Origin of the sequence: Phytohabitans kaempferiae (assembly GCF_042433955.1) — a bacterium.
GTDB lineage: Bacteria > Actinomycetota > Actinomycetes > Mycobacteriales > Micromonosporaceae > Phytohabitans > Phytohabitans kaempferiae.
This window is the reverse complement of the sequence record NZ_JBHLUH010000079.1, coordinates 142,722-155,620: the sequence shown is the minus strand read 5'-3', so window position 1 is coordinate 155,620 and position 12,899 is coordinate 142,722. Positions and strand designations below refer to the sequence as shown.

Here is a 12,899-nt window from a genome sequence, read left to right as displayed (position 1 = left end):
GGGCGCGGCGCCGGGCCGGAACCCGGCGCCGCCTCAGCCCTTGACGCACACCACCTGCTTGAGGTGGGCGACCACCTCGACCAGATCCTCCTGCTGTCGCATGACCTGCCCGATGTCCTTGTACGCCCCCGGGATCTCGTCGACCACGCCGGCGTCCTTGCGGCACTCGACGCCGGCCGTCTGCGCGGCGAGGTCTTCGGTGCTGAAGGTCTTCTTCGCCTTCGAGCGCGACATCCGCCGCCCGGCGCCGTGCGAGGCCGAGCAGTACGCCTCCTGGTTTCCCCGCCCGCGCACGATGTACGACCCGGTGCCCATCGAGCCGGGGATGATGCCCAGGTCGCCCGCGCCGGCACGGATCGCACCCTTGCGTGTCACGAGCACGTCGACCCCGCCGTAGCTCTCCTCCGCCACGTAGTTGTGGTGGCAGGAGATGGGCTCGCCGTAACGCACCCGCGGCAGCAGCCGGCGCACGACGTCGCAGAGCAGGGCCATCATGACGGCCCGGTTGCGCCGCGCGTACTCCTGCGCCCACCACAGGTCGCGGCGGTACGCCTCCATCTGCGGCGTGCCGGCCAGGAACACGGCGAGGTCGCGGTCGGGCAGGTCGGTGTTGTGCGGCAGGTGGCGGGCGACCGCGATGTGGCGCTCGGCCAGCTCCTTGCCGATGTTGCGCGAGCCCGAGTGCAGCATGAGCCAGACCTGGCCGTCGTCGGACCCGCCCCGCTCGACGCAGACCTCGATGAAGTGGTTGCCCCCGCCGAGCGTGCCCATCTGGTGGTGGGCCCGACCCTCCAACTTGGACACGCCATCGTGAAGGGTGTCGAAGCCACGCCAGAACGAATCCCAGCCGGACTGATCGAGGTCGCGCACGCGGCGCGGGTCGACCGCGCGGTCGCGCTGGGCGAAGCCGACCGGGATGGTGTCTTCGATCGCGCGGCGCAGCGCCCCCAGGTCGTCGGGAAGGTCCGTCGCGGTCAGGGAGGTGCGCACCGCGGACATGCCGCAACCGATGTCGACGCCGACAGCGGCGGGCGAGACGGCCTGCCGCATGGCGATGACGGATCCGACGGTCGCGCCCTTTCCATAGTGGACGTCGGGCATCACGGCGACGCCCTCGACCCACGGCAGCTGACCGATGTTGCGCAGCTGCTGTGCGGCCTCGGGCTCGATGCCGTACGGGTCGGTCCAGACCCGCACCGGCGCCTTCGTACCCGCCAGCAGTGTGTATCCCATGGTGTATTTCCTCCGTCCGGTCGCTCAACCGTAGGAAGTCACGGGCCCCGCGGCAACGGCGTTTTCGGCCGCGCCGGCTCGTCGCGCTCGATGCGCAGCTCCCGTTCCAGGTCGGCGACGAGCTGGCGCAGGTCGTCGAGGCGCTGGCTGATCGCGATGCGGTCGATCTCGTCGGGTACGCCGTCGCCGTCCTCGTCGGCGGCCATCCGCTCGGTCATCTCCAGCCGGCGGGCCTCCTCCATCGAGTTGACGATGACGGCGATGAGGATGTTGAGCAGGAGGTTGGCGGTGATGAGCACGTAGCTGACGTAGTAGACCAGCGTCCACGGAGACAGCGCCATGCCCTCCTCGATGAGGTCGGGCAGCGTCTCCAGCGACAGCAGCACGAAGAGCGTCAGCAGGGCGCGACCGAGAGTGCCGTAATCCTCCGGCTGCGCGTGGCGGAAGATGAGCCAGCCCGCCATGCCGTACACGTAGAGGGTCACCATGGCCAGCGCGAGGAAGCCACCGACGCCGGGCAGGCTGCGCAGCAGTGCGGCGACGATCGTGCGCAGGCCGGGGGAGAAGCGCACCAGGCGCACCACGCGGGCGATGCGCACGACCCGCAGGGCGGGGGAGTCGCCGTGCAGGCCGGGCAGGAACGCGGCGGCGATGACGACGAAGTCGAAGACGTTCCAGCCGTGGCGGAAGAAGTCCTGCGGGCGCCGGCCGTGGGCGAGTATCCGGATCACGATCTCGGTGACGAAGAATGCCCGGAAGAGCCACTCGAGCCAGTGCAGGGGCGGGCCGGCGGTGCCGAGGTCCGGGTAGGTCTCGATGCCGAGCACCACCGCGTTGGCGCCGATGACCGTGACGATGACGATCTCGAAGACGCGGGACTGCGTGATCCGGGTACAGCGCTGCGCCAGGCGGGACGGCGGCGGTCCGGTCTGCCTCACGGCGATCCCCTTCCGGTTACGGCGGACTGTCGCCTGCTGTTCGTTCCTGCAAGCCAGTGGCAATAAGGTAGGGTTCGGGCATGGAACCTGGTGGCGACGAGCCACCGGGCTCCGCTGCGATGATCCCGGGCGTCCGGGCGCTCGTCGAGACCGTGCTGCTCAGCGCGCGGGGCGGACGGCTCAGCTTCCGCACCGTGACGCGGCCGCTCGGCACCGGTGAGCATCCGGACGCCTGCGCGCGGAGCCTGGCCGGCGTTGGAGTGGGGCTGCTGCACTCGACCTCGTGGCGGCACACCTCGGACGGCCTCGTGCTCACCTACGTGGCGCTGTCCGACCCGGATCCCGCCGCTCCCGCCGCGCCGGTGCTCGACCTGCCGGCCGCCCGCGGGCGCGGTCCGCTGACGCCCAGCCCGGCGGTGGTGCGCCCGGTCGACGTGGCGGCGCACGCGTGCCGGCATCTCGCGTTTCTGCGCCACACCGACCCGCAGGTCGCCGCCGCCGCGGCGGAGCAGGCCGAGCTGTGGGACCACATCGACGTCTTCACCCCGGCGGTGGCAGGCCTGCTGCCGATCGGATCGCGCTGAGCCTCGGCACACGCCAGGCTGAGTCTGGGCACAGGCGCACCGGGCGGCTGAGCCTCGGCTCAGGTCGGGCTGAGTCTGGGCACAGGTGCGCCGCGCGGCGGCCGAGACCGTCTGGAGGGCGCGGCGGGGCGCCAGGATCGGAGGCAACCGCTCAGGCGACCAGATCCGCCGCCAGCCTCGGTATCCGCCCCACGATGCTCAGGTGACCCTCGCCGGGCCGCAGGTCGAGCTTGGCGCCGGGCACGATGTCGGCGGTGTGTTGCGAGTGGGCGGTGCGCAGGATCGTGTCGGCCTCGCCGTGCAGCACGGTGACCGGCGCGCGGACGGCACCGGGGTCGAACGCCCACGGGCGCCCCTGCACGGTGATGTCGTGCGCGTATCCGACCACGCCCTGCCGGAAGCCCTCGCCCATCGTCTCCACCATGGCCGCCGCCAGGTCGGGGTCGCCGAGCAGCACCCTGTCGGCCGGCGCCCACTCGGAGCCGCCCTCGAGAAAGCGCGTGCCGTCGACCCCGTATCGCGACTCGCACCAGGCCAGCGCGGCGCCCATCTCGCCGACCCGCATGAGCTCCGCCTCGGCCTCGTCGTAGCCCTCCCACGCGGGCGCCCACCCCATGTCGGTGACGCCCGCGACCACGCCCGCCGCGACCACGCGGTGGGGCAGCAGGGCGGCGCTTGCCACCGCGTACGGCCCGCCGGAGGAGTAGCCGACCGTGGCGAAGCGCTCCAGCCCGAGATGGTCGGCGAGCGCGGTGACGTCGGCGGCCCAGCCCTCGAGCAGGCGCCCCGGCTGCGGGGTGGAGCGGCCGTAGCCGGGCCGGTCGGGCGAGAACACGCGTAGCCCCAGCCGGGCGAACTCGGCGTCGTAGGGCGCCAGGTCGAGGCGGCTGGTCGGGGCGCCGTGGAAGTAGAGCACCGGAGCCCCGTCGGGCGCGCCCAGGTCGGTGAAGGCCAGGGTGCGTCCGTCCGGGAGAGTCAGCGAGTCGTCACGCATCGGGATCAGTATGCCGTGAGGAACCGATCCCGAGCACTTCTGCCCGATGAACTTCCTCACCCCACTCGCGGGGGTCGGACCGGTCCGGCGGCGCCCGGTCCGGCGCTATGAGGCTTTTGTTATGCGGTACCCCAGCCGCGCGACCGCTAGATTGTCGAATGTCGATGTCATTACTCCCACAAGGAGTCCACAATGCTCAGACGCGCCCTCTTGGGCCTGCTCACGCTCACGCTGTCGCTGGCCGGCGTCCAGGTGCTCGCCCAGGCGCCCTCCACCGCGGCCGTACGCACGGTGTACTACGACGCGAGCCGGGCCGGTGAGTTCGCCACGAACTTCGCGCAGGCGGCCCAGATCTGGAACAGCAGCGTGTCGAACGTACGGCTGCAGGCCGGGTCGCCGGCGACCGTCGTCATCTACGTCGACAGCGGATGGCCACGGGCGTACGTGACCGGGCTCGGCTCCGGCCGCATCTACATGGGCCGGCAGGCGGTCAACCAGGGCTACAACCGGACCCGCATCGCCACGCACGAGTGGGGCCACATCCTCGGCCTGCCGGACAACCGCACCGGCCGCTGCTCCGACCTGATGTCCGGCAGCAGCGCGCCGGTCTCCTGTGCCAACGCCACGCCCAGCGCGGCCGAGGCGGCGCGGGTCAACCAGCTCTTCGCGGGCTCGGCCGCACCGGTGCCGGCCGGCGTCTACGCCTGGAGCTGACGCCGAATCGCCCCGCCGTCGCCGGTGATCCCCGCGCCGGCGGCGGCGGGGCGGCCCGGGCCGACCACTGCCGGGCCGCGGCCCGCCGCCCACCGCGGCACGGGGATCACGGCAAACGAGGTCTATGCCTCAGCAGGCGACATCTAGGTGATCGTGACCCAGGCGGCCGTGTCCGGCGGCAGCAGGTCGCCCTCGATCGGGCCGCTGGTGAGCACCACCGTCCCCGAAACGGGCAGCCGGACGGGCGCGTCCGACAGGTTGACCACGCAGGCGAACGTGGCGTCGTCGCCCCGGCTGAAGACCAGGACCCGATCCGGCCCGGGCAGCCAGGCGAAGGCGCCGTCGCCGAGTTCCGGCTGGCCGCGCCGCTGCCGCAGGGCCCGGCGGTACAGCTCCAGCATCGACTCCGGGTCGCCGGACTGCGCCTCGACGGTGTGGTCGCGCCAGGACGTCGGCTGGGGCAGCCACGGCTCGGCACTCGCTCCGGGCGGGCTGAAGCCGAACGGCGGGGCGGTGCCGGACCAGGGGATCGGGACCCGGCAGCCGTCCCGGCCGAGGTTCTCCCCGCCGGTGCGGGAGAACATCGGGTCCTGCCGCATCGAGTCCGGGATGTCCTCGATCTCCTCCAGCCCGAGCTCCTCGCCCTGGTACAGGTAGACAGAGCCGGGCAGCGCGAGGTTGAGCAGCAGCGCGGCGCGGGCCCGGCGCAGCCCCAACGACCGGTCGGTGGGGGCACCGAGCTGGCGGTACTCCAATGTGAACGATGTGTCCGCGCGCCCGTACCGGGTCACGTGACGGGGCACGTCGTGGTTGGACAGGACCCACGTCGCGGCCGCCCGGACCGGCGCGTGCACGGCCAGCGTCTCGTCGACGATCGCGCGCAGCGCCGCGGCGTCCCACGGGCAGCCCAGAAACGCGAAGTTGAACGCGGTGTGGATCTCGTCCGCGCGCAGGTACGCGGCGAACCGCTCCGCGTCCGGCAGCCACACCTCGCCGATCAGCGCCCGCGGCTCCGGGTAGCTGTCGGTGATCGCGCGCCATGCCTGGTAGATGGCGTGCACCTCGTCCCGGTCCTGAAACGGGTGCGGGACCGGCGGGTTCGCCGGGTCGAAGTCGACCAGCCCGCCGTCCTTCATCAGCAGCGCGGCCGAATCGATCCGGATGCCGTCCGCGCCCCGGTCGAGCCAGAACCGCAGCACATCCTCGAACTCCTCGCGGACTTTCGGGTTCTCCCAGTTGAGGTCCGGCTGCTCCGGGGCGAACAGGTGCAGGTACCACTCCCCGGGCGTGCCGTCGGGGTTGGTGGTGCGGGTCCACGCCGGGCCGCCGAAGATGGACTGCCAGTCGTTCGGCGGCAGCTCACCGGAGTCACCACGGCCGGGGCGAAACCAGAAGAGGTCGCGCGCGGTCGAGCCGGGGCCGCTCTGAAGCGCTTCGACGAACCACGCGTGTTTGTCGGAGCAGTGGTTTGGCACGATGTCCACGATGATCCGAATGCCCAGCGCGTGCGCCTCCCGGATCAGCTCCTCGGCCTCCGCGAGCGTACCGAAAACTGGGTCGATCGCCCGGTAGTCGGAGACGTCGTAGCCGGCGTCCGCCTGCGGGGAGGCGTACCAGGGGCTGAACCACACCGCGTCGACGCCGAGGTCGGCCAGGTGGTCGAGGTGAGCGCGAACACCGCCCAGATCGCCGATGCCGTCCCCGTTGCTGTCGGCGAAGCTGCGCGGATAGATCTGGTAGATGACGGCCGATCGCCACCATTCCACCGTCGCCGAGCGCACCTTTTCCGGCTCGACGGTTCCGATTTCGCCCACGGCTAACCTGCTTCCTTGTACGTCATTGTGTTTCGTGCGATTGGCACCAGATGCTGTTTTGTTCCGTCAGCCCTTCAAGCTGCCCGCCGTTAGGCCGGACATGATGCTCTTCTGGAAGATGAGAAAGAAGATGATGGTGGGAATCGCGGCGATGACGGCCGCCGCGACCACAACGTTCATCGGAGTGCCACCGGAAAACGCGTAGATGCCCACGCTGATCGTGCGCGTCTCGGGCGACGGCATGACCAGCTTCGGCCAGAGAAAGTCCTTCCACACCGCGGTCACCGCGAAGATGGAGACCACACCGAGGATGGGCCGCGACATCGGCAGGATGATCGACCACAGTGTCCGGAGCGGCGTCGCACCGTCCATTACGGCCGCCGACATGATCTCTTCCGGGATCGAGTCGAAAAAGCGCTTCAGCAGAAAGATGTTGAACGCGTTCGCCACCGCGGGGAGCCACAGTGCCAGCGGCGAGTCGAGCAGGTTGATGTGCAGGACCGGCAGGTCGATGACGGTCACGTACTGCGGGATGATGAGCACCATCGCCGGGATCATCAGCGTGGCGAGCATGAGGCCGAGGATCGCGTTGCCGAAGGCCGGTCGCAGCTTCGACAGCGCGTACGCCGCCGCGGTGTCCAGCACGAGCTGGAAGACGAGCGCGCCGGCCGCGTAGTAGAACGTGTTGAAGAGCAGCTTGGCGAGGTCGAGCTGGTTCCACGCGTCGACGTAGTTGGTCAGCCTCGGGTCCCGCGGCCACAGGGTCGGCGGCGTCTGCGCGATTTCCTGACCCGACTTGAGCGCGCCGGTGACCATCCAGTACAGCGGCCCGATGAAGACCAGCGTGAAGACGAGCACCACGAGGGTGAGCAGGCTCCAGTAGATGTACTTTCCTCGCCCGCGCCGCATCTGTGCGGAGGAGATCAGGGTCCGGTTGCCGGAATCCGCTGCCATGACTCGTGTTCCCCTAGTCCTGTCGCGAGGTGAGGCGTAGGTACGCGGCGGAGAAGCCGGCCAGCACGACGAGCATGATCACGCCGAGCGCGGCCGCGCCGTTGAGGTCGTTCTGGAAGAAGCCGTGCTGGTAGATGAGGTACGCGACCGAGGTGGCCGAGTCCTGCGTACCGGCGCCGTTGGCGAGGATGAGCGGCTCGATGAAGAGCTGCATCGTGGCGACGATCTGGAGCATCGCCATCAGCGACAGGATCAGCTTCGTCTGCGGGATGGTCACGTTCCAGATCCGCCGCCAGATGCCCGCGCCGTCCATTTCCGCGGCCTCGTACAGCTCGCCGGGGATGTTCTGTAGCGCGGCGAGGTAGATGAGCACCGCACCGCCCAGGTTCATCCACGTGGAGGCGATGACCATCGCGGGCATCGTCATCGTCGTGGACTGCATCCATTCGGATGTGGGCAGGCCGAAGAACTTGAGGATGGCGTTGAAGAGCCCGGCGTCGCTGGGGTCGTACGCGTAGTACTTGAAGAGGAACAGCGCGGACGCCGGCGGCAGCATAACCGGCAGGTACACCAGGACGCGCAGGTAGCCCTTGGCGTGGCGAAACTCGTTGAGCAGGATCGCCACGAAGAATGGCACCGCATAGCCGAGGATCAGCGCCAGCGCGGTGAAGTAGAACGTGTTCTTCCAGGCGGTCCAGAAGCTCGGGTCGTTGAGGATGCGTTCGTAGTTGTCCCAGCCGACCCAGGTGGTCTCTCCGCGCCGCGTCCGCTGAAAGCTCATGATGATGCCGCGGATCATCGGGTACCAGGAGAAGACGGCGAAACACACCACCGCGCCGACCAGGAAGACGTACCCGGTCAGGTTGTTCTGGATCCGGCGCTTGCGGCGGCTGGTCCTCCGGACCGGCGGCCTTGCCCGGGGGCCGGACACCTCGGCGGGCTTGCCGTGTGCCGTGATTGTCGCCATGACGACTCCTGTGTGGACGGTGCGGAAGCGGGGAGCGGGGTCGTGCGGGGGCCGGCGCACCGGCCCCCGCACGGGAGGGTCAGCTACCGGTTCCGCCCGTGGCGAGGACCTGGTTCACCTTGTCCTCGGCCGTTTTCAACAGCTGGTCGATGTTGGCGTTCGGGTCGGTCAGCACCGCCGACATCGCCGCGTCCAGCACCGCGTAGATGGCCTGTGCGTGCGGCGGCTCCACCTTCACCGGCACCGGGTTGTTCTCGAACGGGGCGAAGTCCTCGACGGTGACGTTGGCGTTCGCCTTGCGCTGCTCCAACTCCTGGTTGTACGCGGCGCTGCCGACCGTGAAGAGCTGCGGCTGGGGCAGGCCCACCGGGTTGTTCTGCGGCTTGGCCCGCACGTAGTCGAACTGGCCCTTGCCCGGAGTCAGCTTCTGGTACGCGACCCACTTCAGGCCGGCCTCGACCTGCTCCTTGCTCAGCCCTTTCTTGAAGAAGTAGCCCTCGCCGCCGCCGAGCGTCGCCTTGGCCGGGCCGTCCGGGCCGGGCATCGGGCCCATCGCCCAGTCCTGGTACTTGCCCTGGAACTGGGTCACGATCGCGGTCGTGGCGTCCGGCGCGCCGATGAACATGCCCACCTTGCCGGCGCCGGCGTTGGTCAGCAGGTCCGGCCACTGGAGCAGCTGCTTCTCGCCCACGCTGTTGTCGGTGAACCGCATGTCCTTGAGGATCTGCAGCACCTGCTTGCCCATGGGGTTGTTGAAGTCGGCCTTCTTGCCGTCCTCGGTCACCATCTGGCCGCCCATGGAGTAGATCTCGGCGGTGAAGTGCCAACCACCGGTGTTGCCCGCGCTGTACTCCGAGAATCCGGCGATCCCGTTGCCGAGCGCGGAGATCTTCTTCGCGGCGTCCCGCACCTCGGCCCACGTCTTCGGCGGGTTCTTGACGTCTAGGCCGGCCTGCTGGAACAGGTTCTTGTTGTAGACCAGGCCCATCGAGTAGTTCTTGGTCGGGATGCCGTAGACCTTCCCGGCCTCGCTGAAGGTCGCCTTGGCGCCCGCGTCGACGCTGTCCCACGTCGGGACGGTCGTCGAGTTGACGTACTCGGTGATGTCCATGACCTGGCCCGAGTCGAGCACCTGCTGAAGGTCGGTCATGTATCCGTAGAAGACATCCGTCGTCGTGCCGCCCTGGAGGCGCGCGGTGAAGTCCGGCGGGTTGTTGCACTGCGTACCGACCGAGATGCTCTTGATCTCGATGTTCGGGTTTTCCTTCTGGAACGCGTCGACGTCCGCGTTCCAGTTGGCCAGCAGCTCTTTCTGTGAGGCGACGGGCTGGCAGTCGACCGTGATGGTGACTTTGCCGCCGGCCGAGGAGGAGTCGTCGTCGCTCTTGGTGGAGCACGCCGCGAGGCTGAGCCCCGCGACACCGGCCGCGGCCGCTACGGCGACGACCCTTCGAAACAGCGGTGCGGACATGTGTCCTTCCCTTCGGGAACGGGGTTGCGTCATCGGTGCCCTGCGGTGACGCGTCACCGCGGTGCGTCGTGGAACTCGCTGGTGTCGATGGAAGGCCGGTGGCATGGGACCCAGGCCACAAGCGCAAGTGGAGTCACCGTAGCTAACGCGACATATTTCTGCAAGGTTTCGATGGAACACTGCAAACTTGAGACTTAGCCGTGTTTGATCGTTGACGGACACGCGGAGTCCGCCCCAATTAGGGGCTTAAACAGCACGATGGGCGGTTGCGGCCGTCTCCACGACCGCAACCGCCCGGAAATCAGCCCGTCAAGCGGGCAGGACGCGCATCCAGATACTTGTCGCGACCGGGGCCTGCCCGACGCTGATCCGCTCCAGCCGCACGTTGTCGCCGCCGGGCCGCTCGAACAGCCGCGTACCGTCGCCGAGCAGCACCGGCACGATGAAGACCAGGACCTCGTCGAGCAGCCCCGCGTCGAGGCAGGACCGGGCGGTCTCCGCGCCGAGGATGTTGACGTACCGGTCGCCGGCCGCGGCCCGGGCGGCGGCGACCCCGCTCACCACGTCACCGACGAACGTCATGCCCGGCACCGGCTCGGCGGGCGGCCGGTGGGTCAGTACGAACGACGGGCCGCTCCACGCGCCGCTGAACGCGCCCTCCTGCTCGGTGCCCTTGTTGGGGTCGTCGCCGTCGAACGTGCGCCGGCCGATCAGCAGCGACCCGATCCGGTCGACCAGGCCGTCGGCCTCAGGGTTGGGCCCGAAGTACGGCTTAAGCCACGACATGTCGCCGCCGGCTCCCGCGATGAACCCGTCGAGCGACATGGTGGCGGAGTAGAGCGTCTTGGCCATGAGCTGCCTCTTTCCCGTCAGATGTGTCGGACATCCGTTGAGACGTCAGCCGACGCGAAGGTCATCGGTGGCTCGAGCGGGAGGCCGAAAGTGGCGAACAGACTCGTGTCATGAAACGCGGTGATCTCCGCGATCCGGCCGTCAGCCACGCGCAGGACCCCGATCCCGAACGGGCGGAACGCGTCTTCACCCGGCGGCCGGACGTAGGTGACGGCGGCGGGCATGCCGTTGGCCGCCGTCAGCACCATGCGCAGGCGGCCGATGTAGTAGGGCCCCGCCGGATCCCAGCTCGCCGCGAGGGTGGCCAGCACGGTGTCCCGGCCGGCGAACCACATCGGCCACGGCGGCATGACCGCGCGGATGTCGTCGGCCAGCAGGACGGCCAGCGCGTCGAGGTCGGCCCGCTCGACCGCATCGACGTAGCGCCGGACCACGGCCAGCTCCTCCTCGGTCGGGCCGAGCGGTTGCGTCCACTCCGACCGGTGCTCCGGCAGGTGCTCGCGCAGCGTGGCGCGGGCCCGCTGGAGGGCGCTGTTGGTCGAGGCGACGCTGGCGTCCAGCGCGGACGCGGCCTCCTTCGCCGACCAACCGACCACGTCGCGCAGGATCAGCACGGCCCGTTGCCGCGGCGGCAGGTGCTGGATCGCGGCCAGGAACGCGAGCTCCATCGTCTCCCGCGTGACGACCACCGAGTCCGGCTCGGCCTCGACCGGCGCCGCCTGATCCAAGAACGGTTGCAGCCACGGGATGTCCGTGCGCGGCGGCAGGTCGTCGTCCGGACCGGAGGGCGGGCTGAGATCCTGCGGCAGCACGCGGCGCGCCCGCCCGCGCAGGGCGTCCAGGCAGGCGTTGGTGGCGATCCGGTACAGCCAGGCGCGCAGTGAGGAACGCCCGGCGAAGCTGTCCCGCCCCCGCCACGCCCGCAGGAACGTCTCCTGGACCAGGTCTTCCGCCTCGTCGTACGAGCCGAGCATCCGGTAGCAGTGCACGCGCAGCTCGCGCCGGTGCCGCTCGAGCATCTCGGCAAACGTGGACTCTTCCCCCATACCGCGAAACGCTAGCGTGCCGGTCTGACACGGCGGGCGTGGTTGGATCGGGACGTGGCTGGTACAGACGTCAAGCGCGTGATCGAGGCGGTTTGGCGGATCGAGGCGGCCCGACTCATCGCCGGCCTCGCCCGGATGACCCACGATGTCGGTCTCGCCGAGGAGCTGGCCCAGGATGCGCTGGTCGCCGCGCTGGAGCAGTGGCCTGAGTCGGGCGTACCGGATAACCCGGGCGCCTGGCTCATGGCCATCTCCAAGCGCCGCGCGATCGACCACTTCCGCCGGCGGGAGCGCTTCGACCGCAAGGTGGAGGAGCTCGGACGCGACCTGGAGACCGAGCACACGCCCGACTTCGAGGCCGCGGTCGAGGACATCGGCGACGACATGCTGCGCCTGGTCTTCACCGCCTGCCATCCGGCGCTCTCGATGGAGGCGCGGGTCGCGCTGACGTTGAAGGTGCTTGGCGGCCTCACCACGGGGGAGATCGCCCGGGCGTACCTGGTCTCCGAGGCCACCGTGGCACAGCGGATCGTCCGGGCAAAGCGGACGCTTGCCGAAAAACGCGTGCCGTTCGAGGTGCCGAGCGGCGCGGAGCTGCCGGCGCGGCTCGCGTCGGTGCTCGAAGTGATCTACCTCATCTTCAACGAGGGCTACACCGCGACCGCCGGTGACGACTGGATGCGACCGGCGCTGTGCGAAGACGCGTTGCGGCTTGGCCGGATCGTGGCCGAACTGACACCTCGCGAGCCCGAGGTGCACGGCCTGGTGGCGCTGATGGAGATTCAGGCGTCCCGGTCGGCGGCGCGGGTCGGTCCCGACGGCGAGCCGGTGCTGCTGCTGGAGCAGGACCGTGCCCGCTGGGACCGCCTGCTCATCCACCGTGGACTGGCCGCGTTGGAGCGGGCCGAGAAGCTGGGCGGGGCGCGCGGGCCGTACACGTTGCAGGCCGCCATCGCCGCCGTGCACGCGCGGGCCCGTGCCGCCGAGGAGACCGACTTCGCCCGGATGGCCTCGCTCTACGAACAACTCGCGGTCATCGCGCCGTCACCGGTGGTGGAACTCAACCGTGCGGTGGCGGTGGCGATGGCGTACGGGCCCGAGCAGGGGCTCAAGTTGGTGGACGAGTTGGCCGCCGAGCCGGCGCTCCGGGAGTACCACCTGTTGCCCAGCGTCCGCGGTGACCTGCTGGCGAAACTTGGGCGTAACGACGAGGCGGTCACCGAGTTTCGCAAAGCGGCCGGGTTGACCCGTAACGCCCGCGAACGCGAGCTTCTGCTGCGGCGCGTCCGTGTTTTGTAAACTCTCTGTCCGAGGGCGACATCCGATTGTGTG

Annotated in this window: 12 protein-coding genes; 3 read left to right on the top strand and 9 right to left on the bottom strand. The window is 69.7% G+C overall.

Going from position 1 to position 12,899, the window contains the following annotated elements; genetic code table 11:
- Positions 1-33 precede the first annotated feature (33 nt).
- Positions 34-1,233: an RtcB family protein gene (locus tag ACFFIA_RS37150; RefSeq protein WP_377260582.1), complete on the bottom strand. Its 1,200-nt coding sequence runs from the start codon at positions 1,231-1,233 to the stop codon at positions 34-36.
- A 38-nt stretch (positions 1,234-1,271) separates the two neighbouring features.
- Positions 1,272-2,171: an ion transporter gene (locus ACFFIA_RS37145; protein ID WP_377260580.1), complete on the bottom strand. Its 900-nt coding sequence runs from the start codon at positions 2,169-2,171 to the stop codon at positions 1,272-1,274.
- Between the two features lie 80 nt (positions 2,172-2,251).
- Between ACFFIA_RS37145 and ACFFIA_RS37140 the strand changes: the two genes are divergently transcribed.
- The gene (locus ACFFIA_RS37140; RefSeq protein WP_377260578.1) at positions 2,252-2,755 is read left to right on the top strand and encodes a hypothetical protein; all 504 of its coding nucleotides are present in this window, start codon (positions 2,252-2,254) and stop codon (positions 2,753-2,755) included.
- Between the two features lie 151 nt (positions 2,756-2,906).
- Here the strand turns inward: ACFFIA_RS37140 and ACFFIA_RS37135 are convergent, their stop codons facing one another.
- Complete coding sequence (locus ACFFIA_RS37135; RefSeq protein WP_377260576.1) at positions 2,907-3,749, bottom strand: alpha/beta fold hydrolase; 843 nt, start codon at positions 3,747-3,749, stop codon at positions 2,907-2,909.
- A gap of 192 nt (positions 3,750-3,941) precedes the next feature.
- Between ACFFIA_RS37135 and ACFFIA_RS37130 the strand changes: the two genes are divergently transcribed.
- On the top strand, positions 3,942-4,463 hold the full coding sequence (locus ACFFIA_RS37130; RefSeq protein ID WP_377260574.1) for a snapalysin family zinc-dependent metalloprotease: 522 nt from the start codon (positions 3,942-3,944) through the stop codon (positions 4,461-4,463).
- A gap of 143 nt (positions 4,464-4,606) precedes the next feature.
- Here the strand turns inward: ACFFIA_RS37130 and ACFFIA_RS37125 are convergent, their stop codons facing one another.
- The 6 genes from ACFFIA_RS37125 to ACFFIA_RS37100 form a co-directional block, all read right to left on the bottom strand.
- Positions 4,607-6,277 carry a glycoside hydrolase family 13 protein gene (locus tag ACFFIA_RS37125; protein WP_377260572.1) on the bottom strand — a complete coding sequence of 557 codons (1,671 nt, stop codon included), beginning with the start codon at positions 6,275-6,277 and terminating at the stop codon, positions 4,607-4,609.
- 66 nt (positions 6,278-6,343) lie between these two features.
- Positions 6,344-7,231, bottom strand: coding sequence for a carbohydrate ABC transporter permease (locus ACFFIA_RS37120; RefSeq protein WP_377260570.1), 888 nt, complete (start codon positions 7,229-7,231; stop codon positions 6,344-6,346).
- Between the two features lie 13 nt (positions 7,232-7,244).
- Positions 7,245-8,198, bottom strand: a complete 954-nt coding sequence (locus tag ACFFIA_RS37115) for a carbohydrate ABC transporter permease (RefSeq protein WP_377260568.1) — start codon at positions 8,196-8,198, stop codon at positions 7,245-7,247.
- Between the two features lie 79 nt (positions 8,199-8,277).
- The gene (locus ACFFIA_RS37110) at positions 8,278-9,669 is read right to left on the bottom strand and encodes an ABC transporter substrate-binding protein (protein ID WP_377260566.1); all 1,392 of its coding nucleotides are present in this window, start codon (positions 9,667-9,669) and stop codon (positions 8,278-8,280) included.
- 309 nt (positions 9,670-9,978) lie between these two features.
- Entirely contained in the window at positions 9,979-10,521 is a 543-nt protein-coding gene (locus ACFFIA_RS37105; RefSeq protein WP_377260564.1) for a dihydrofolate reductase family protein, read from the bottom strand.
- A gap of 17 nt (positions 10,522-10,538) precedes the next feature.
- Entirely contained in the window at positions 10,539-11,567 is a 1,029-nt protein-coding gene (locus tag ACFFIA_RS37100) for a sigma-70 family RNA polymerase sigma factor (RefSeq protein WP_377260562.1), read from the bottom strand.
- A gap of 54 nt (positions 11,568-11,621) precedes the next feature.
- Here ACFFIA_RS37100 and ACFFIA_RS37095 point away from each other — a divergent pair, with 54 nt between their 5' ends.
- Positions 11,622-12,866 (top strand): RNA polymerase sigma factor, encoded by a 1,245-nt coding sequence (locus ACFFIA_RS37095; RefSeq protein ID WP_377260560.1) that lies wholly within the window; start codon positions 11,622-11,624, stop codon positions 12,864-12,866.
- Positions 12,867-12,899: the final 33 nt, after the last annotated feature.

Excerpts from the sequence above, each read along its gene's own strand:
- ACFFIA_RS37120 (WP_377260570.1), bottom strand. The coding sequence starts at position 7,231 with ATGGCAGCGGATTCCGGCAACCGGACCCTGATCTCCTCCGCACAGATG.
- ACFFIA_RS37100 (WP_377260562.1), bottom strand. The coding sequence starts at position 11,567 with ATGGGGGAAGAGTCCACGTTTGCCGAGATGCTCGAGCGGCACCGGCGC.
- ACFFIA_RS37110 (WP_377260566.1), bottom strand. The coding sequence starts at position 9,669 with ATGTCCGCACCGCTGTTTCGAAGGGTCGTCGCCGTAGCGGCCGCGGCC.
- ACFFIA_RS37105 (WP_377260564.1), bottom strand. The coding sequence starts at position 10,521 with ATGGCCAAGACGCTCTACTCCGCCACCATGTCGCTCGACGGGTTCATC.
- ACFFIA_RS37130 (WP_377260574.1), top strand. The coding sequence starts at position 3,942 with ATGCTCAGACGCGCCCTCTTGGGCCTGCTCACGCTCACGCTGTCGCTG.
- ACFFIA_RS37135 (WP_377260576.1), bottom strand. The coding sequence starts at position 3,749 with ATGCGTGACGACTCGCTGACTCTCCCGGACGGACGCACCCTGGCCTTC.
- ACFFIA_RS37150 (WP_377260582.1), bottom strand. The coding sequence starts at position 1,233 with ATGGGATACACACTGCTGGCGGGTACGAAGGCGCCGGTGCGGGTCTGG.
- ACFFIA_RS37115 (WP_377260568.1), bottom strand. The coding sequence starts at position 8,198 with ATGGCGACAATCACGGCACACGGCAAGCCCGCCGAGGTGTCCGGCCCC.
- ACFFIA_RS37140 (WP_377260578.1), top strand. The coding sequence starts at position 2,252 with ATGGAACCTGGTGGCGACGAGCCACCGGGCTCCGCTGCGATGATCCCG.